Origin of the sequence: Microbacterium sp. Root553 (genome assembly GCF_001426995.1) — a bacterium.
GTDB lineage: Bacteria > Actinomycetota > Actinomycetes > Actinomycetales > Microbacteriaceae > Microbacterium.
Genome location: NZ_LMFY01000001.1, coordinates 834,484 through 853,808 on the forward strand (window position 1 = coordinate 834,484; position 19,325 = coordinate 853,808).

The 19,325-nt window shown below is 67.8% G+C and carries 14 protein-coding genes; 8 read left to right on the forward strand and 6 right to left on the reverse strand.

The genetic code is table 11. The features are described 5' to 3' along the window. The first annotated feature begins 443 nt into the window (after window positions 1–443). On the forward strand, window positions 444–5,978 hold the full coding sequence (locus ASD43_RS03770; protein ID WP_162247484.1) for a DUF7927 domain-containing protein: 5,535 nt from the start codon (window positions 444–446) through the stop codon (window positions 5,976–5,978). A gap of 110 nt (window positions 5,979–6,088) precedes the next feature. Beyond that, window positions 6,089–7,663 carry a helix-turn-helix transcriptional regulator gene (locus tag ASD43_RS17490; protein WP_056413788.1) on the forward strand — a complete coding sequence of 525 codons (1,575 nt, stop codon included), beginning with the start codon at window positions 6,089–6,091 and terminating at the stop codon, window positions 7,661–7,663. Window positions 7,664–7,794: 131 nt separating this feature from the next. On the opposite strand, the gene ASD43_RS03780 is transcribed toward ASD43_RS17490, so the two are convergent. Both ASD43_RS03780 and ASD43_RS03785 read right to left on the reverse strand, forming a co-directional pair. Next, window positions 7,795–8,772, reverse strand: coding sequence for an SRPBCC family protein (locus ASD43_RS03780; protein WP_056413790.1), 978 nt, complete (start codon window positions 8,770–8,772; stop codon window positions 7,795–7,797). Window position 8,773: 1 nt separating this feature from the next. Further along, window positions 8,774–9,190 carry an ArsR/SmtB family transcription factor gene (locus tag ASD43_RS03785; protein ID WP_056413794.1) on the reverse strand — a complete coding sequence of 139 codons (417 nt, stop codon included), beginning with the start codon at window positions 9,188–9,190 and terminating at the stop codon, window positions 8,774–8,776. A 404-nt stretch (window positions 9,191–9,594) separates the two neighbouring features. Here ASD43_RS03785 and ASD43_RS03790 point away from each other — a divergent pair, with 404 nt between their 5' ends. The 3 genes from ASD43_RS03790 to ASD43_RS03800 all read left to right on the forward strand — a co-directional run bounded on the left by ASD43_RS03790 (window position 9,595) and on the right by ASD43_RS03800 (window position 11,320). Beyond that, the gene (locus ASD43_RS03790; RefSeq protein WP_056413800.1) at window positions 9,595–9,912 is read left to right on the forward strand and encodes an ArsR/SmtB family transcription factor; all 318 of its coding nucleotides are present in this window, start codon (window positions 9,595–9,597) and stop codon (window positions 9,910–9,912) included. Window positions 9,913–9,925: 13 nt separating this feature from the next. Next, the gene (locus ASD43_RS03795; RefSeq protein ID WP_056413802.1) at window positions 9,926–10,135 is read left to right on the forward strand and encodes a hypothetical protein; all 210 of its coding nucleotides are present in this window, start codon (window positions 9,926–9,928) and stop codon (window positions 10,133–10,135) included. 393 nt (window positions 10,136–10,528) lie between these two features. Further along, window positions 10,529–11,320: an IclR family transcriptional regulator gene (locus tag ASD43_RS03800; protein ID WP_056413804.1), complete on the forward strand. Its 792-nt coding sequence runs from the start codon at window positions 10,529–10,531 to the stop codon at window positions 11,318–11,320. Between the two features lie 3 nt (window positions 11,321–11,323). Here ASD43_RS03800 and ASD43_RS03805 read toward each other — a convergent pair whose 3' ends face one another. Genes ASD43_RS03805 through ASD43_RS03815 form a run of 3 tightly spaced genes read right to left on the reverse strand, consistent with a single transcriptional unit; the run spans window position 11,324 to window position 14,718 of the window. Continuing rightward, the gene (locus ASD43_RS03805; protein ID WP_056413807.1) at window positions 11,324–12,076 is read right to left on the reverse strand and encodes an IclR family transcriptional regulator; all 753 of its coding nucleotides are present in this window, start codon (window positions 12,074–12,076) and stop codon (window positions 11,324–11,326) included. A gap of 36 nt (window positions 12,077–12,112) precedes the next feature. Then, window positions 12,113–13,243, reverse strand: coding sequence for an alanine racemase (gene alr / locus ASD43_RS03810; protein WP_056413809.1), 1,131 nt, complete (start codon window positions 13,241–13,243; stop codon window positions 12,113–12,115). After that, window positions 13,240–14,718 carry an amino acid permease gene (locus tag ASD43_RS03815; protein ID WP_082539231.1) on the reverse strand — a complete coding sequence of 493 codons (1,479 nt, stop codon included), beginning with the start codon at window positions 14,716–14,718 and terminating at the stop codon, window positions 13,240–13,242. Before ASD43_RS03815 ends, alr begins: the two co-directional genes overlap by 4 nt. A 290-nt stretch (window positions 14,719–15,008) precedes the next feature. On the opposite strand from ASD43_RS03815, the gene ASD43_RS03820 reads away from it, so the two are divergent. Next, on the forward strand, window positions 15,009–16,064 hold the full coding sequence (locus ASD43_RS03820) for a homoserine dehydrogenase (protein WP_056413812.1): 1,056 nt from the start codon (window positions 15,009–15,011) through the stop codon (window positions 16,062–16,064). Continuing rightward, the gene (locus ASD43_RS03825; RefSeq protein WP_056413814.1) at window positions 16,061–17,470 is read left to right on the forward strand and encodes an aldehyde dehydrogenase family protein; all 1,410 of its coding nucleotides are present in this window, start codon (window positions 16,061–16,063) and stop codon (window positions 17,468–17,470) included. Before ASD43_RS03820 ends, ASD43_RS03825 begins: the two co-directional genes overlap by 4 nt. Before the next feature lie 54 nt (window positions 17,471–17,524). On the opposite strand, the gene ASD43_RS03830 is transcribed toward ASD43_RS03825, so the two are convergent. Then, on the reverse strand, window positions 17,525–17,968 hold the full coding sequence (locus ASD43_RS03830; protein WP_056413816.1) for an Lrp/AsnC family transcriptional regulator: 444 nt from the start codon (window positions 17,966–17,968) through the stop codon (window positions 17,525–17,527). Between the two features lie 114 nt (window positions 17,969–18,082). Here ASD43_RS03830 and ASD43_RS03835 point away from each other — a divergent pair, with 114 nt between their 5' ends. Continuing rightward, window positions 18,083–19,297, forward strand: coding sequence for a trans-sulfuration enzyme family protein (locus ASD43_RS03835; protein ID WP_056413821.1), 1,215 nt, complete (start codon window positions 18,083–18,085; stop codon window positions 19,295–19,297). The last annotated feature ends 28 nt before the right edge of the window (window positions 19,298–19,325 follow it).

A 19,325-nucleotide genomic window follows, 5' to 3' on the forward strand; every position in this document is an offset into this window, starting at 1 on the left:
ACGGAAGACCGGTCGGTTCCCGAGGAACCGACCGGTCTTCCGTCGTTGTGGGCGGAGGACCGCGAGCATCCGCCCGCGAGGAGGGTCGTGGGCGTGTCGGCCGCGATACAGGTGAAAACAAGGGTGAATCAGGGCACCCGAACTATGGATCCGCTGAGAACCGGCCGCCCCGACATGTAACTTGCAGAAAACTCGCCACCGTCGCGTGGGGGTATTTCGTCGCAGTTCTCACACGGTCTCTTCACCCCGTGTGAATGGGAGAACCCACGTGTGAGCACCTGGGTGAGCAAAGGAAACCGATCACCATGGGTCGAACCCGTACTGATTCAACGCGCGGTCTTCTCCGCAGGTGGCGCGCGATCGCGATGGGCGCTTCGAGCTTGCTCGTGGGAGGGATGCTCGTCGCAGGAGGAGTTCTGACGGCACCGCCCGCCGTGGCAGCGGTGAACGATCCCATCTCCTGCGGCCAGGTGTATGCCCTCGACCAGAGCCCTGACGCCAACGGTCTGCACAACATCTACAGCATGAACACCGCGACCGGGGCCCTGACGCGCAACAACACCCTGACGTACGCCGGCACGCACAACGCTCTGGCGGTCGACGGCGAGGCCGGACTGTTCTGGCTGGCCACCCAGCAGCCAGGTCAATCGACCGCGTTCGTGACCAGTGTCACCGCGACGACCGGAGCGGTGGCGAACTACCCCGTCACCCTCACCGGTCTTCCCGCGACCAGCGGTGGCATCGTCATGGGCGCCTTCAACGCCGCCACCGACATCTACTACTACGGAGCCGTCGCCGATTCGACGCTCTACATCTACGGCTTCAACCGCGCCACCGACACCCCCATCGCCGGGATCGTCGCCAGAGTCCCCCTGGGCGCGGGGAACAACGGTGACTTCGCCTTCGACAACGCCGGGCGTCTGTACATCGTCAGCGCGGGCCTGCTGCTCTCGGTGAACGAGACGATCCCCACGACCGGAACGGCGACCGGCGCACTGCTCACCACGACGAGCATCGCCTCGCCTCCTGCCGGGTCGCTCGGTTCGATGGCGTTCGGCGGCGACGGGCTGCTGTACCTCGCAGGCATCCCCGACGGCGGCACCGACCGGGTTCGCTACGCGGTCAACCCCAGCACCGGAGCGACGATCAACACGATGACGATGACGCCGACGACGAACACCGTCGCCGACTTCGGCTCCTGCGCGTCTCCGAACGTGGTGCGCGTGGTGAAGGACCTCCCCGGTGGCCGTGTGGTCGCCGGCGACCAGTTCACCGTCTCGGTCACCGGCGGAGCCATCTCCCAGGGCAACACCGGCACGACGCAGGGCTCGGACTCGGGCGTCCAGGGCGCTCCCGCCGAGGTGGCGGGTCCGGTGATCGGTACGCCCGGTCAGACCTACACGATCACCGAGGCGGGCTCCAACGGCACGATCCTCGGCAACTACACCAGCACGTGGAGGTGCGTGGATTCCGTCAGCGGACGACAGCTCGCACAGGGGAGCGGATCGTCGGGAACGTTCGTCATGCCGAACAACGGCTTCGCGGGCTCCGATGTGCTCTGCACGTTCTCCAATGCGGCGACGCCACCTGATCTGGCGATCACGAAGAGTTCCGACGCGTCGGCGGATGCGCGGCCCGGCGACGTCGTCACCTACACGGTGACGGCGACGAACACCGGCACGGGCGCGTACACCGACGCGAACCCCGCTGTGGTGTTCGACGACCTGTCGAAGGTCATCGACGACGGCGCCTACGGCAACGACGCGGCCGCCAGCCGTCCGGGCGCACTGACCTACACCAGCCCCCTGCTGTCGTGGCGCGGTGCGCTCGGCGTCGGCGAGTCGGTGTCCCTGACCTACAGCGTGACGCTGGGCTCCTCCGGCGACGGCACTGTGCGCAACGTCGCCTGGCAGCCGAACGATCCGAACACCCCCGTCACCCCGGCGTGCGATCCCGCAGACGCTACCGGCAACGACCCGGTCACCGGTGAGGCGTGTGCCGCGGTGACGGTGCTGCTTCCGCGCCTGACCATCGAGAAGTCGGCGGACCGCACCGAGCTGCCCGCGGTCGGCGAGACGGTGCAGTACACGATCACGGTCCGGAACCCGGGCCCGGGTGCGTACACGGCCTCCGCCCCGGCGAGCGTCACCGACGACCTCTCCAACGTGCTCGATGCCGCGGACTACAACGGCGACGCCACAGCCTCGACGGGCGCGGTCACCGTGACGGACAGCACGCTGTCGTGGTCGGGAGCGCTGGCTGCGGGCGCCGAAGCCACCATCACGTATTCCGTGACCTATACCGGCGCGGGAGACATGAACCTCCGCAACCTGGCATGCGTCCCCGACGAGGATGTCGCTCCCGGAGCACCCGCGTGCGACGTCGTGCAGATCCCCGGATCGGGCCTCACCCAGTGGAAGCAGGTGCGGGCGTCGGCGACGCCGACCGTCGCCGGCACGGTCCTCACCTACACCCTCTTCTTCAAGAACGACGGAGCGGCTGCAGCGACGGTCGACGCCACCGATCACCTGATCCACGTGCTCGACGACGCGGACATCGCGAGCGAGCCGACCTCGGCGAACCTGACGGCTGTGCGCACCGGCGACGAGATCGCCATCACCGGGAGCGTGGCGCCCGGCGCGACGTACACCGTCACCTATCAGGTCGTCGTCCGCGCCGATGGGCAGCGCGGTGACAGCGTGGCCGCGAACTTCCTGCTGACGACCGGGGAGGACCCGCCCACCGACCCGGACTGCGACCCGGACGACACCCAGCTCCCGAACTGCACCAGCACCCCGATCACCGGCATCAGCTACACGAAGAGCGTCGCCGCGTCGGCGAGTCCTGTGCAGTCGGGGACGGAGCTCACGTACACCATCACGATCACCAACACCGGTGCGACGACGGCAGCGGTGAACCGAGACGACGATCTCAGCGGCGTGCTCGATGACGCGACCCTCGTGGGGAGCCCCGAGTCCGACACCGACTCGGTGACGCTCGACGGGCCGACCGAGGGCATCCTCGAGCTGCGCGGCACGCTGCCGCCAGGCGACACCGCCGAAGTCACCTACACGGTCGAGGTCAAGCCGTCGGGTGAGCGTGGCGACAACCGCTCGGACAACTTCCTGGTCCCCCCGGGAACGACCCCGCCGGCGGAGTGCGACCCCGCGACCGAGCAGTGCACGACGACACCGATCGGCGGATACACCGTGTCGAAGGCGGCGAGTGTCGCGACGGTCCTGCCCGGCGGCGTCGTGACGTACTCCGTCACGGTCACCAACACCGGCTCGGTGGCGTACACGGACGATGCCCCTGCGACCTTCTCCGATGATCTCTCCGCGGTTCTCGACGATGCCTCGTACAACGGCGACGTCTCCGCCGGAGGGACGGTCGCCGGCGAGACGCTGTCCTGGTCCGGTGCGCTCGACGTGGGCGCCATGGTCACGGTGACCTATTCGGTCACGGTGAACGACCCGACGACGGGCGACGACGCTCTGAAGAACCGGGTGACGCCGACCGGCCCCGGAGGCGAGTGCGATCCGGACGCGACATGCGTCACGGAGACGCCGGTGTCCTCGTTCACGGTCGCGAAGGCCGCATCGGCCGACACGGCGATGCCCGGTGCCGTCGTCACGTACACGATCACCGTCACGAACACCGGAGCGGTGGCCTACACCGACGCGGCGCCGGCATCGTTCACCGACGACCTCTCGGCGGTGCTCGATGACGCGACGTACAACGCCGACGCCTCTGCAGGTGCGGCACTCACCGAGACGACCCTGTCGTGGTCGGGCCCCCTCGGCGTCGGAGAGACGGTCGAGGTGACCTACTCGGTCACCGTGAACGACCCGATCACGGGCGACCAGAACCTCACCAACACCGTCGTCCCCGACGCACCCGGCGGATCCTGCGGCGAGGGCGATTGCGGAACCACCACGCCGGTCGCCTCGTTCACCGTCGACAAGACCTCCAGCGCCGCGACGGCGATGCCCGGTGACACCGTCACCTACACCGTCACCGTGACCAACACCAGTGCCGTGCCCTACACGGATGCCGATCCGGCGTCCTTCCGGGACGACCTCTCGGCGGTGCTCGACGATGCCTCGTACAACGACGATGCGACGAACGGAGCCACGCTGTCGGGCACGACCCTCACGTGGTCCGGCCCCCTCGCTGCGGGGGCGAGCATCGACATCACCTACTCGGTCACGGTCGACAAGCCTGTGACGGGCGACTTCGTGCTCCGCAACGTCGTCACCCCGACCGGACCCGGAGGGTCGTGCGCGACCGCCTGCGAGACGACGACGCCGATCGGCTCCCTCCGTGTGGAGAAGTCGACGGATGCCACCGCCGTCCTGCCCGGAGACGTCGTCGAGTACTCCATCACCGTCACCAACACCGGACAGGTGGACTACACCGACGCGCAGCCGGCATCGTTCACCGACGATCTGTCGCAGGTGCTCGACGACGCCGCTTACGACGGCAACGCGGTGAGCACCAGCGGGGCCGGGGTCTCGTACGACGAGCCGACCCTCACCTGGGCTGGTCCGCTCGCGGTCGGAGACACGGTCACCGTGACCTACTCGGTCACCGTGAACGACCCGGCGACAGGCGACCAGACGCTCGAGAACGCCGTCGTCACCCCGCCCGGCATCGGCGGGAACTGCGAACCGGGCTCGACGGACCCCGCGTGCATCGCGAACGTGCCCTCCGGGTCGTTCACGGTCTCGAAGTCCGCACAACCCGACTCGGCGCTGCCGGGTGACGTGGTCACCTACACCGTCACCGTCACGAACACGGGTGAGATCCCGTACACGACGGAGAAGCCGGCGTCGTTCACCGACGACCTCTCCCGCGTGCTCGACGACGCCGCCTACAACGACGACGTCTCGCCGGGCGGCGCGGTCAGCGGAACGACACTCACATGGTCGGGACCGCTCGCGGTCGGCGAGGTGCGAGAGGTGACCTACTCCGTCACGGTCGATGACCCGGTGACCGGGGACTTCACTCTCCGCAACGTGGTCGCCCCCTCCTCCCCCGGTGGCGAGTGCGTCGAAGGACAGTGCATCACCGACACTCCCATCGCCTCCTACACGGTCGTCAAGCAGGCGGACGTGGACGATGTGCCCCTCGGCGGCACGGTCGACTACTCGATCACGGTGACGAACACCGGTCAGGTCGCCTATACCGACGATACGGCCGCGTCCTTCGCCGACGACCTGAGCGAGGTGCTCGACGATGCGACCTACAACGGGGACGCCACCGGCGGCGCGATGGTCGACGGCGACGCGCTGAACTGGAGCGGACCGCTGGCCGTGGGCGAGTCGGTGACGATCACCTACTCGGTCACCGTCAACGCGCCGGCGACCGGCGATGGCAACCTCCGCAATGCGGTGATCCCCGATGGTCCCGGCGGCGGATGCGCGACCAGCGACGGGTGCATCACCGACACTCCGGTCGCGGCGTACCACGTACGCAAGACGGCATCGACAGCCGTCGCCGTCGTCGGAGACACCGTCACGTTCACGATCGCCGTGACCAACACCGGACAGGTGGCGTACACGACGGAGCGTCCGGCGACGTTCACCGACGATCTCAGCTCGACGCTGAAGATCGCGACGTTCAACGACGACGCGACCGGTTCGGCCGTCTACACGCGGCCGGTTCTCTCCTGGGCAGGCGAGCTGGCACCGGGCGAGACGGCGACGGTCACCTACTCGGTCACAATCCGGCAGGTAGGCGAGATCCTCAACGTCGTCGTCACTCCCGACGGATCCGGTGCCAACTGCATCCCCGGCTCGAGCGACCCCGACTGCCGGACGCAGACGACCATCGTGCCTCCGGGCCTGGCCACCACCGGCATGGCGCTCTGGATGACCGCTCCCGTCGCGGGACTGGTGCTGCTCCTCATCGGATACGGCCTGATCCGACGGCGCAACGGCCGGCGCGATGACGCCGAGGCGATGGAACCGGCCTGACAGCGAGCGGGTCCGATGGCAGCCGCATGTCATCGGGCCCGTTCTTCGGGGGAGATAGGCCTGTCCGGCACGGATAGGCTGCGAAGTGGGATAAGGAACGGGGCGAGAACGTGGCGCTGAGATCCGAATCGTTGCGCATCACGATGGATGCGCTGATCACCGCTGAGGCGTGGGAGGACCTCGTCTCGTTCATCCAGGGCAACTGGACAGAGCTGCTCGCACAGGATCCGATGTCGGCCAGGGAGGCGCTCGAGGCCCTGCCCGATGAGGTTCTGGTCGCTCACCCCCGCGCCTCTCTGGCGAAGGGCTACCTCGACCGCATCGCCCCGGGAGATCACGCGCACACGATGCGGTTCCGCAAGGCGACTCCCGCGGGTCCACCGCGCGGCGTCTTCGATGAGCTCGTGCAGTTGAGCATCCGGGCGACGGCGCGACGCGCCAGTGGCGAGTACGACGCCGCCGAGAAGATGGCCCGCGAGGCGCGAGAGCTCCTCGACGCGGCGGAGTCCTCGGACCGCGAGCAGATGCAGCAGGCACTGCCCGAGATGACCTACGCCTGGGGCTACGTCCGTGAGCTCGCCGGGGATCTGGACGGCGCCAGACGGGAGTTCGTCGACAGCTACGACATCGCCCTGATGATCGATGATCAGATGGGCCGCGCACGAGCGGCGGGAGCGCTGGCCTGGGTCGACGCACTGGCCGGCAGAAACACCGAGGCACGCGCGTGGCTCGCCCGCCTGCCCGAGATCGGCGATGCGTGGTGGGCCGGGCGCAGCATCGTGCCGGCGCAGCTCGCGGAGGTCATGCTCCTGATCGGCACGTTCGAGTTCGACGAGGCACGTCGAGTCCTCGCGCAGATCGATCTGCGTCCCGCCCGTGAACGCTGGCCGGCCCACAAGCTCCTCAGCGCGCTGCTGGTCGATTCCCACGTGGATGCGGTCACCATCCTCGCCGAGATCGATGCGGCCTCGGCCGCGATGCCCGACGAGCGCGCCGAGCGAGGAGAGGGCGCGGCCTTCCTCGCCATCGCCCGACACAGACTGCTCGCGAAGCTGGGTTCGCAGTCCGCCGCACGTCTCGAGCTGAACGGCGTCGTCGTTCCGCCGTCATCTCTCGGCGCGAAGATGATCGAGCTCTGGAAGATCGCCGATGACGCCAGATCCGGTCGCGTCGAGCGCGTCGAGCGCTCCGCCACCGCTCTGACGCTGTCGCCGGCCGCGTCGCCCTGGGTCATGGTCGCGGCGCTCGCGCTCAAAGCCGGCGCGGAGTCGTCTCTCGGCGTGCCGACGGCGTCGAGGACGTGGGAGTCAGCGGTGGCGCTCGCCAACCGGGAGCACCTCTACAGCGCGCTGGCGGTGGGAGACGGTCGCGAGATCCCGACGCTGATGCAGAGCAGTTCCGAGTCCCTCCCTCCGGAGATCGCCGCACACATCCTCCGCACCGCCGGATCCCGGGTGCACGACCCGTTCCTCGCGCTCACTCCGCGAGAGCACGTCGTGCTGGCCGCGCGACTGCGCGGACTGACGGTCGGGGAGACCGCGGAGGCCGTCTTCGTGTCGGTGAACACCGTGAAGACGCAGCTCAGGACCGTGTATCGCAAGATCGGCGTCACCACCTTCTCGCAGTTGAAGCGCGCCGCCAGCATGCACGGCTACATCCCCCTCCCGCAGGACGACGGGGGCTGAATCGTCCTGGCGCGCGGGGCGGCGCTCGAGCCGCTCCATGACCCCGACTCCGACTCCGGAGAAGCGCACCAGAACGCGGAAGACCGGCCGATCCCTTCAGGGAACCGACCGGTCTTTCGGCGTCTCACCCGTCAGACGGCAAGCAGCTCCCGCTCGAGGCGTGCGTACGACGTCTCCATGCCCTCGGCCATGCCGGTGGCGAGGATCATGTCGCGCGTCTCCTTGTCGGGGTACTCGATGTAGAGGGTGATGAGAGTCGCCCCGTCCTCCTCGTAGAGGTTCAGGTCGTTCAGCGTCTCGACCGGCATCCCGATCATCCGCTCCGTCTGCACCGACCGCCGCGGGGCGTCGATCAGCAGCGCCTCCCCCTCGAACCCGAACGGCTCCCCCTCGGTGTCGCCGACCGGCGCCCAGGAGGTGCGATAGCTCTGCCCCACCTCGGTGGCGACGGTGACCTCGGTCATCTCCCACCCATCGGGCCCGAGCAGCCACTGCTTCATGAGGTCGGGCTCGTTGTGAGCGCGCCAGACCAGCTCGCGCGGCCCTTCGACGAGGCGGGTGATGCGCACGTGCACGTCGTCGAGGAGCGCGACCTGCGTGCCCTTGCCCTGCGCGTAGTCGCGGAGGTCCTGCAGCACGGCGTCCATCTGGCTCATCGCCATGGTGGTCCCCTCGATCGCGCCCATCGCGATGAGCTGCTCGAGCGCCTCGGCCGACGCGAAGTGGCTGGTGTTGACCATGCGCGTCCCTTCGGCGGTCTGCTCGAAGGTGAACGTCATGCGCATGGAGGGCAGGTCGGGGTTCGGATGCCCGTCGTCGTCGGCGAACGCGTCGATGACCGCGAAACCGTGCGGTCGGTCGATCTCGAGGAACTCCCAGGTGCCTGCCGCCTTCTCGCCGCGGGGCCCATGCATCGTGTAGTCCGCGCGGCCGCCCACCGTCTGATCCCACGAGGTGAAGGTCGCGGGCCATCCGGGGGGACCCCAGAAGCGCTCGAGCTGACGGGGGTCGCTGTACACGTCCCACACCCGCTCGACGGGCGCCGCGAGGTCGGCGATAACCGTCATGGTGAGGTTCTCGGTATCGGTGATGACGTCGGTGACAGGCATATCAGTCTCCTTCTCCAGTGGTCGTGCGGGTGCTGTCTTCGGTGGTCGTGCGGGTGCTGTCTTCGGCGGTCGGTCGATCTGCCGGCGCCGCGGCCAGCAGGTCGTCGAGCCGGGCGATGCGCGACCGCCACAGCTCTTCGTATCGGGCGAGGAGCGCCCTGGCACGGGCGATCATCTCGGGATTCGCGCGGACGAGCCGCTCGCGCCCCTCGGCGCGCTTGACGATGAGATCGGCGGCCTCGAGCACGGACACGTGCTTCTGCACCGCCGCGAACGACATGTCGTATTCGGAGGCGAGGGTCGAGACGGACTGCTCCCGCTCGATCGTCCGGCGCAGGATGTCGCGTCGGGTCGACGTCGCCAGTGCGTGGAAAACACGGTCGACCTCCGCTTCGCTCAGTTCTCTTTGTGCAACCATTTGGTTGTACGTTATTCCTGAGTGGAGTGGATGTCAAGAGATCGGTGAGAATCGCGTCTCTAGATCTGACTAGCCCCTTTACTTCGGACTACACGAGGGTGAACCGGACCGAGTCCGATCTGAAGCAGAGCGCTGGGGCCACCTCCGCCCGGATTGGCGATGAGCCAGCGGGGACCGCGGGGACAGTCGGATCGTCAGGTGGACTCTGGGCGAGTCGCGCTTCCCCAGCACCACCACAGGCACCCGGCCGCAAACGATCGAATACGGTAGCTCGTCGCCCCGTGGAGGCATTCGACAACTTCGTGCCAACTTCGGCGGGACAGGCGCCGGTCGCCCCAGACGCTCTTGATCGCCGAACCTTGCATGTGTAATGTTTTTGTTACAGGTGCATACGAGAGGCATGAGTGAATATCGAGCAGTTAGCCGCGACGCTGGCAGCGATCGCGAGTCCGCAGCGGCTACGGATCCTCGCGACGCTTGCCGATGACAGGCTGCACGTCAGCGCGCTTGCTCGACGCGTGGACATGAGCCGCGCACTGCTCTACATGCACCTCACCAAGCTCGAGGCCGCCGGTTTCGTCGTCGGCGGGCTGGAGCTGAGCGCGGACGGCAAGGCACTGAAGTACTTCGAGGCGACGCCGTTCGTGCTCACCATCGACCTGCCGACCATCAGCGCAGCAGTGGCGCTGTCGCCGATCTCATCCACCGACGAAACAGACTGAGAAGAGAACTGACATGGAATACATCCCCTGGTTCGCGTGGATTGCGATCGCCGGAATCATCTGTTGGGGAGCGATCTCTATCGCCCGAGAGATAGGCGGGCGCAGGCGACTCATGCAGGCGCTCGACGGTCAAGCCTCCTCGAATCGCGCGCTGCTCGACACGCTCGGGAGCATCGACTCTCGCCTTGATGCGATTGAGAAGACCCTCACCGACATCCCGTAGTGGCACCGTCCATAGGCGATCGTTTTCGGTGTATCGGGGGATGCGGTGTCAGGGGGGTCCCAGAGTCGTGTTTTGGAGTCTTGTGGGTCTACGGTCGACGTCATCGACCTCCCGACGGACCACTGGCCGATGTGGAGCCGCGCGGGCGCCCTCGCAGCGGTCATTCGATCAGCGGTCGCGCGGTCCAGCGCCTGCGCGCAGACGGCTGGCTGACGGCTCGATGCAACGGAGCCACTGCGCCCCGGCCGTCCGGAAGCCGTGGCCGCGCTCAGGAGCCGCTGTGGAGTTCGACGGACGCGGGGTCCGTAGTCGTCGGCGAATGCGTGGTGGGGTGTCCGCGTCTGCACATCGGGAAGAGGCATGAGTGCGCGCCCGCAGCGGTAACCTCGTGGCATGCCCCCCGCCACGCCCAGACGGCCCCTCTCGAGCAGCATGGGTCGCGGACTGGATGTCCTCGCATCCGTCGCCGCCCTGACGCGTGATCTGCGGCCGGCCACGGTCAGCGGAATCGCGGAGGCACTCGGTCGCGAGCGTTCGCAGGTGTCGCGCACGCTGGCGACGCTGCATCGCTCCGGGCTCGTGAGAAGGAACGCCGACCGCTCGTTCACCCTCGCGTGGGGCTGGTACGCCGCCGCCCAGGAGCTGAGCGCTCGGCGTCTTCGCACCCACGGCCAGGTGGTGCTCGACGAGCTGTCGTCGCACCTCGGCGAAGCCGCGTTCCTCAGCGTCCTGCAGGGAGATGCCACGCTCACGACGTTGGAGAGCCTGCCCTCCGATTCTCGGATGATCGGATCGTGGATCGGACGCGCCTACCCGGCATACTGCAGCGATGCCGGACGTGCGACGCTCTGGGACGCGCCGGCCGAAGAGATCCGCGCCGTCTTCAGCTCGACCGACTTCGCGGCGCAGGGACCGAACACCCCCTCCTCGATCGACGACTTCCTCTCGCGGCTCGACGAAGATCGTCGCCGCGGCTTCACCATCGTCGACCAGGAAGCCGAACCCGGTCTCTATTCGGTCGCTGCTCCCGTGTGGGACTACCGCGGCGAGGTCGTCGCCGCGATGCAGGTGATCGGAACGCGCGACGCGATGCGGGAACGCACCACGTCATGCGGTGACGCATGCGCCCGAGCAGCCGCCGAGCTCTCGCAGGAACTCGGCGCTCCCGCATCCGTGACCGCCTGAGGTCTAATCGCTGCTCGCCGCAGCGCTGAGCTCGCCGGCGAACTGGGTGAGGAGCGCGCGCGTGTCGCGAGTGGCGCCCTTGCGCCGGTGCCTGCCGCGAACCGCGAGTGACGCGATGACCTCACCCCTGTGGCGGATCGGGAGGGCGAACTCGTCGACACCCTCGTCGTACTCCTCCGCCGCGGCGATGAGCGCGTCCGCGCGGTCTCGCTCCAGCAGCGCGCGCACGTCGTCCGTCGACCGGGCGGCCGTCGGGCCGCCCACGCCGACGAACTGCACATCGTCGAGCAGCTCCTCGAGCTGCTCGGGAGTGTGGTCCCACAGCAGCGCTCTGCCCGCACCGGTGCACCAGATGGGCGTCACAAGCCCTTCACGGAGGGAACGATCGACCCCGTCAGCCGACCTCTCATACCTCAGCAGCACGCCCCGCGGCCCGTCGGCGATCGTTATCAGCGCATTGACGCCGAGTTTCGAGGCGAGCACCCGCAGAGCGGCCCGCGATCTCCGCAACCAGGGCGCGTTGAGAACGGCAGCGGTGCGGAAGAACTCCGACCCTGCCGAGAACAGCGCATCATCGTCGCGACTGAGGAGCTCTCGTGCGCGCAGCTCCTGCGTGAGCCGCGAGACCCGGCTGCGCTCGATCCCGGTGGCCTCCGCCAGACGGGAGGCATTGAGTCCGGGACGAGCGCGGCGCTCCTGGGAGACCGCGACATCGAGAAGCTTAAGACCCTGCACGAGAGAGGATGAGGCCGCCATCGTTCCTCCTTCGCGCGGGTCGATATCACGGCAATCCTATCCGGCGGTGGCCACGGCACGACGAGGCAGAAGGCGCCCCCAGGCGACGTAGAGATCGGCAGCGATGTGACCGTGCGACCGCTCGACATCGGCCGGGGCGATCACCTCGTCGCCTTGCCGGCCGAACAGCACCACCTCGTCTCCCGGCGCTGCGCGAGGGATGCGGGAGACATCCACGAGAAAGCTGTTCATCGCGATCCGATCCACGATAGGGGCGCGCCGACCCCGGATGAGCACCTCGCCGGTGCCGCTCAGACTGCGGTGGACTCCGTCGGCGTAGCCCAAAGGGATCAATGCGAGACGCGCATCGTGATCGAGGCGGTGCCAACGGTCGTATCCGACTGTGCTTCCGCCCCGGTAGCCGTTGATCGCCGCGATCCGCGACACGACCCGCATGGCAGGACGCAGCGCGCCGCCGAATGTGTCGGAGTCGCCGTACAGCCCCGCGCCGATGCGCACGAGGTCGAACCGAGACTCGGGCACCGTGAGCGCCGCGAACGTGGTGGCGCAGTGCCGCGCGACCCGCGCACGTGAGCGTCTTCCCGCGAGCACCTCCTGGGTCTCCTCATCGAATCGTGCCGTGCCGTCGGTCACGTCAGTCACGTCCTCGCACGGAAAGTGCGAGCACAGGCCGACGACATCCAGCTGCGGATCAGTGAGAACAGCGGTCACGGCATCCGTTGCCCCGGCCTCACCGAGGTCGATCCCGTCGCGACCGAGCCGCGTCGAGTTGAGCGACAGGTGCGTGCGCACCCGGACGCCGCGCGCTGCGGCGATCGCGCTCACGATCCGCGCGTGCTCGACTCCACCGATCCATTCCTCGACATCGAGTCGGATGCCGTCATCGATCTCGTCCCGTCCGGCGGGGCGCACGCGCATCAGGCGTCCGGCGAATCCTGCTGCGCGGACGGCAGCCGCATCGTCGTTCGAGGCGACTCCGATGATCGTGATGCCCTCCGCGACGAGCAGCGGCACGACCAGGTCGATCCCGTGGCCGTAGGCGTCGGCCTTCACGACCGCGCAGAACTCGACCTTCTCGCCGAGCTCTGCGCGGATGGTGACGACGTTGTGGGCGATGGCGTTCTCGTCGATCTCCACCCACCCCGCCGCGGATGCGGACGTCGTCACGCCTCGACGGATTCGGCCTCGTGATCCTGCGAGACGTCACGCGCGCCCTTGCGGCCGTGACGCCACCAGAAGTACAGGTAGCAGGCCCCGACGAAGGGGATGCCGAAGTAGAGTGCGGCCACCTGGTTCGGGTCGAATGCGATCGCGACGATCGAGATGAGCAGCAACGAGAACGCGACGATGGGCAGCGCCGGATAGAGCGGCGTGCGGTAGGCCAGATCCTGGACTCGACCCCCCTCGCGCACGAACGTGCGGCGATGGAAGAACTGCGACGCGACGATCGACATCCACACCGCGACGACCGCGAAACCGGCGATCGACACCAGAACCAGATAGACCGTCCCGGCTGCCATCACGCTGGTGAGCAGCGAGACCAACCCGATGAGGATGCTGACGCTCAGCGCGATGAGAGGCACCCCGCGCCGGGTGAGGCGGGTGAACGCCTTCGGAGCGTGGCCTTCCTCAGCGAGTGAGAACAGCATCCTCGCGCACGAGAAGAGTCCGCTGTTGCCCGCCGAGAGGAGCGCCGTGATGATGACGAAGTTCATGATGTCGGCGGCGTAGGGGACTCCGACGTACTGGAAGACGTCGACGAACGGGCTGCTGGTGACGCTGGCCTGGTCGTAGGGGAGGATCGCGGCGATGACCGCGATCGCGCCGACGAAGAGCACCACGAGTCGCAGCACCGTCGAGCGCAACGCGCGCGGAATGTTCTTGGCGGGGTCCTTGGTCTCGCCGGCGGCGACACCGATCAGCTCCGAACCGCTGAACGCATAGAAGACGGCGAGGGCGGTGACGATCACGCCGCTGAATCCGTTCGGGAAGGGTCCAGCGGGAGTCTCGAAGTTGCTGAAGAGCAGTGCCGGCGGATGCTCGGGCGACAGCGGCGTGACCCCGAAGATCGCCGCACCGCCGAGTACGATCAGGCCCACGATGGCGACGACCTTGACCAGCGAGAACCAGAACTCGGCCTCACCGAACACACGAGCCGAGATCGCGTTGAGCAGGAACAGGACCGCGGCGAAGATGAGGCACCACAGCCACACCGGAACTCCGGGGAACCAGCGCTGCATGAGGATGCCGGAGGCGGTGAACTCCGACCCCAGGGCGACGACCCAGCACAGCCAGTACAGCCAGGCGGTCGTGAAGCCGGTCGCGGGTCCGATCGACCGGGACGCGTAGATGTGGAACGCTCCGGAGACGGGGTAGGCGACGGCCAGTTCGCCGAGGCACGCCATGACGAGATACACGACGAACGCACCGATCAGGTACGCGATGATCGCGCCGAGCGGACCCGCCTGCGAGATCGTGTAGCCGGAGCTGAGGAAGAGGCCGGAACCGATGACTCCGCCCAGCGCGATCATGATCAGGTGTCTGGCGTCCATCGTCCGCTGTAGACGCCGAAGTGGCACTTGGGTCGCCGTCGTGTTCGGCAGGACGTTGGGGAGGGACTTCTCCCCGGGAAGAGGCGTCATCGGAACTCTCAATCGGATTGTATGTGCATCATAGCCACAGCAATGTGTAAATGAAGCAATATTCGGGTGTCTGCGGGGACACTATCCCCTCCGCGAACGGCGCCACAAGAGCCGAACGCCGGAATCTCTCCCGCAGAGGCCACCTCCGACAATCCGGCCGGGAAGCTGCCATTCCGCCAGGGTCCCCTGCGGTTCTGACAGGCGCGCACCGACACAACCCGCGCTGAGGATGGACTCGTGTCCGCCGGCGACGACGCCCGCGACAGCCCACGGAAAGAAGGAGAACCCCGGTGACTCACCACGACCTCGCCCTCATCGGCTTCGGAGGCGTCAACCGCGCCCTCGCCGAGATCATCCGCGACCGGGGCTCCGACCTCGCCGACGATCTCGGCTTCACCCTGAGAGTCGTGGCGATCACGGATCTTCGGTTCGGCTCCCTCATGCAGGCGGACGGCATCGACCTCGCAGCCGTGCTCGCGATGACGGGAGATGCCACATTCGCCGGGATGCCGGGAGGAGACGCCGATCCCCGCAACGACCACGTCATCCGCACCACGACGGCAGGCATCATCGTCGAGGCGACCTACACGAACCCGATCGACGGCGAGCCCGCGATCTCGCACGTTCGCGCTGCCCTCGAAAGCGGCAAGAGCGTCACGACCACCAATAAGGGCCCGGTCGCGCTCGCGAGCACCGAGCTCAATCGTCTGGCCGAGGCGAACGGAGTGAGGTTCGAGTACGAGGGCTCGGTCATGAGCGGCACGCCCGTGCTGCGGCTGGCGCAGCAGACCCTCCAGGGCCTCCGCATCACCCGCATCCAGGGGATCCTCAACGGCACGAGCAATTTCGTGCTCGGTCAGATGGAATCGGGGAAATCTCTCGAGGATGCCGTGGCCGAGGCACAGGCGCTCGGCTATGCGGAGGCCGACCCCACCGCGGATATCGAAGGCTCGGATGTCCAGCTGAAGGTCGTGATCCTCGCCAACGAACTTCTCGGTGCCGAGATCACGACCGCTGACGTCTCTCGCGTCGGCATCAGCGGGATCACCGCGAGCGACGTGATCGCCGCAGCGGCGGCCGGAGAGCATTGGAAGCTCCTCGGCACGATCTCGCGCGACGAGTCGGGCGCAGTGACGGCATCCGTCGAGCCCCTCTCACTGGCCGCCGACCACCCCCTCGCGGGGATCTCGGGTGCGACCAACGCGATCGCGTTCACGACCGACCTGCTCGGCACCGTCACGATGTCGGGCCCCGGTGCCGGCCGCCTCGAGACGGCCTACGCGCTGCTGTCGGACATCATCGCGATCGACGCCCAGCAGGCGGCGCTCGCCGGAGCGGTGCGATGAGCGCACCCACCATGGAGGCCCCCGCGGCTCAGGCGCCCCTGCTGGAAGTGCTCGACCCATACAACGGAGAGGTCATCGCTCGCCTCGCGCAGCATTCGGTCGACGACGTCGACGAGATCATGTCGCGCGCACGGGTCGGCGCCTCGCTCTCGCGCGATCTGTCGCGGTTCACTCGGCACCAGGTCCTCGATCGCGCAGCGCGGATCCTCGAGGCGAGGGCGGAAGAGGCCGCGACGCTCATCGTCCGCGAAGCGGGGAAGACGATCACTCAGGCGCGCAAAGAGGTGAAGCGCGCCGTGACCACGATTTCGCTGTCGGCTGAGACCGCACGTTCCTTCGACGGCGAGGTCATCCCCTTCGATGCCTACGAGGGCTCCGCGAATCGTCGCGGCTGGTACACACGCGAACCGCTCGGAGTGATCCTCGCGATCACGCCGTACAACGATGCTCTCAACCTCGTCGCCCATAAGATCGGCCCGGCGATCGCCGGCGGTAACGCCGTCATCCTCAAGCCGTCGCAGTTCACTCCCCTGACCGCGCGCTTCCTCGTCGAGGTACTGCGGGACGCCGGGCTCCCCGACGAGATCATCACGGTCGTGCATGGAGACCGGCAGGTGGCACAGGCGCTCGTCGCCGTGCGCGACATCCGCATGGTGTCGTTCACCGGCGGATTCGCCACCGGTGAAGCCATCGCCCGCATGGCGGGCCTCAAGAAGCTGGCGATGGAGTTGGGCGGCAACGCGCCCGTGCTGGTGTTCGCGGATGCCGACATCTCGGCCGCCGTCGGGGCCTGCGTGTCGGGCGCCTTCTGGGCCGCGGGGCAGAACTGCGTCGGCGCTCAGCGCATCCTCGTCGAGCGTTCCGTGTACGCCGAGTTCCGCGATCGCTTCGCCGCGCGCACCTCTCTGCTTCGAGCGGGGGACCCCCGCGAGCAGGCGACCGATGTGGGTCCGATGATCTCGGTCGCTGCGGCGACGCATGCGGAGCGGGTGGTCGACGATGCCGTGCGGTCGGGGGCTCGCGTGCTGGCCGGTCACCGGCGAGACGGCTCGGTGTACTGGCCGACCGCGCTCGAGAACGTCCCGCCGACGTGCGAGGTCTGGATGAAGGAGGCATTCGCCCCCGTCGTGGTGCTGACGCCGTTCGACACCGAGGACGACGCCATCGCCGAGGCGAACGGCATCGAGTACGCGCTCCATGCCGCGGCGTTCACGTCGGACATCACCCGCGCGCTGCGAGTCGCGGAAGCGCTCGACGCCGGCGGGGTGATGATCAACGACTCCTCCGACTACCGCATCGACAGCATGCCGTTCGGCGGCTCGAAGTACGGGAGTATGGGCCGCGAAGGGGTGCGCTTCGCCTACGAGGAGATGACCCAGCCGAAGGTCACCTGCATCACCACCTGAGATCTCCTCGCGGAGGGTGGGGGTCCGTGGGGGATGCCCTGCCCCTCCGCGAGGTCAGAGCCGGTCGACCACCCGCGTCAACGACACCGCAGTCACGGTGTTCGAGACGCCGGGCAGCGCGGCGAGCGTCTCCCAGATCTCGCCGATCCGATCCATCGACTCGGCCTCCAGCGTCACGAGCAGGTCGAAGTCGCCCGAGAGCACGTCGCAGCGACGCACCTCGGGGATCTGAACGATCTCGGACACGACGCTGCCCCCGCGCATCCTGTCACTGCGGTAGACCATCACGACGGCTGACACCGCGGACCCGCCGGCGCGCCCGGCGACGACCGTATAGCCCCCGATCACGCCCTGTCGTTCCATGCGCTCGATGCGCTGCTTGACCGCGTTTCGCGACAGGTGCACCTGGGCCGCGAGTGCCACCAGAGGGATGCGGGCGTTCTCCGTGAGCGCGGCGAGGATGAGGCGATCGATCTGATCGAGATGGAGTCGCTCCATCGTGACCTCCCGGAAGTGGTGCGCTTGTTGTGCATCATAAGCAATTGCGCATGCCTATTATGCATCATAGTGTGGTGGTGGCGCCGAAGCCCGGTGCGCACCAAAGGAGTCACTATGAACCCTCGCCCCGACCGCAAGGATCTGCGCACGCTGTCCGACCTCAGCCTGGCCGTGCACGCGGGCAATGTGCTCGATTCGACTCTGGCGCTGCGCACGCCTCTCGTGATGGCGAACTCCTACCAGCTGCCCGACGATCCGAGCGAGATCAGCTGGTCAGCCACGGCACCCGGGCTGTACACCCGCAACACAGGGGTCAACCAGGCGGCTCTCGAGCAGAAGCTCGCCGCGCTCGACGGTGCCGAGGACGCGGTCGCGCTGGCCTCCGGGGTCGCCGCACTGCATGCGGTCTTCTTCACCCACGTGCGCGTCGGCGACCACGTCGTCGTGAGCGATGTCGTATACGAGGCCACCTGGCGCCTGTGGACCGAGCTGCTGCCGCAGCGGTACGGCCTCGAGGCCACGTTCGTCGACATCACCGACCTCGATGCCGTGCGCGCCGCGATGCGTCCGGAGACACGGCTCGTGTGCATCGAGGCGATAGCGAACCCGACCACGAAGGTCGCCGACGTGAGCGCCGTCGCCGAGATCGCCCACGCTGCGGGTGCCATCCTGATGGTGGACTCCACTTTCTCGCCACCGCCGTTCTACCGCCCCATCCTCGACGGCGCCGACCTGGTCGTGCACTCCCTCACCAAGTACCTCAACGGCCACGGTGACGCCATGGGAGGCTCCGTCTCGGGGCGGCGCGATCTGATCCAGCAGATCAAAGCGGATGCCATGGTCGACGTCGGCGGCATCATCTCGCCCTTCAACGCCTGGCAGATCCAGCGCGGCACCGTCACGCTGCCGCTGCGCCTTCGCCAGCACTTCTCGTCAGCATTGCGGATCGCCGAGATGCTCGAGGCGGATCCGCGGGTCGAGTACATCTACTATCCCGGTCTCGAATCGCACCCCGACCACGATCTCGCCGTGCGCCAGTTCGGCGGGCGCGGCTTCGGGGGGATGATGGCCTTCGCCGTCGCGGGTTCACCCGACGTGCAGAACCGGTTCGTCGCGAACCTTCGATTGATCACGTCCGGATTCTCGCTCGGCCATGACGATTCGCTCATCGTGCACACCGGCACCGACGGCGGCCGAGTAGCCACCTACCCGGCGCCATTCCGAGAGTTCGGACACCTGCGTCTCTCTGTCGGCCTCGAGGACACCGACGATCTGGTCGCCGACCTCGCCGAAGCTCTGGATCTGACGTTCGGACGCGACCCGCGATAGCGTCCGAGACCGTCGGCGACCGCCACGC